This is a genomic window from Pseudomonas sp. QTF5 (assembly GCF_000512695.2).
Taxonomy (GTDB): domain Bacteria; phylum Pseudomonadota; class Gammaproteobacteria; order Pseudomonadales; family Pseudomonadaceae; genus Aquipseudomonas.
Genome location: NZ_AZRW02000088.1, coordinates 1 through 340, shown reverse-complemented (window position 1 = coordinate 340; position 340 = coordinate 1). Strand labels below are relative to the sequence as shown.

1 pseudogene is annotated in these 340 nt (G+C 53.2%); it reads left to right on the top strand.

The annotated features are described in order from the left end of the window. Positions 1-283, top strand: a pseudogene (locus IC37_RS28675) (IS110 family transposase); the annotation flags it as partial. Positions 284-340: the final 57 nt, after the last annotated feature.

Here is a 340-nt window from a genome sequence, read left to right as displayed (position 1 = left end):
CCGAGCCGCCCAGGCCCTAAGACAAGCGGCTTCCAACGCACGACAAGACAAGAGCTTCATCGGCGCCAGTCACCGCGCCCGACTGACGAGGATGGATACCAGTTGTGCAATCAAAGCTACGGCCCATCAGTTGGCACGGCTGATTTACGCCATGCTGACCAATGGCCAGCCTTATGTGGAAAAAGGGATTGAAGCGTTTGAGGAGAAAAGCCGTGATCGGCAACTGCGTGCCTTGGAACGCAAGGCACGCAAGCTGGGGATGCAACTGGTCAAGGTCGCCTGATTTTTTAAGAGCAAAAACAATGAGTTATTTTTTGTTTGATAAGAGCTTGCTCCCGCT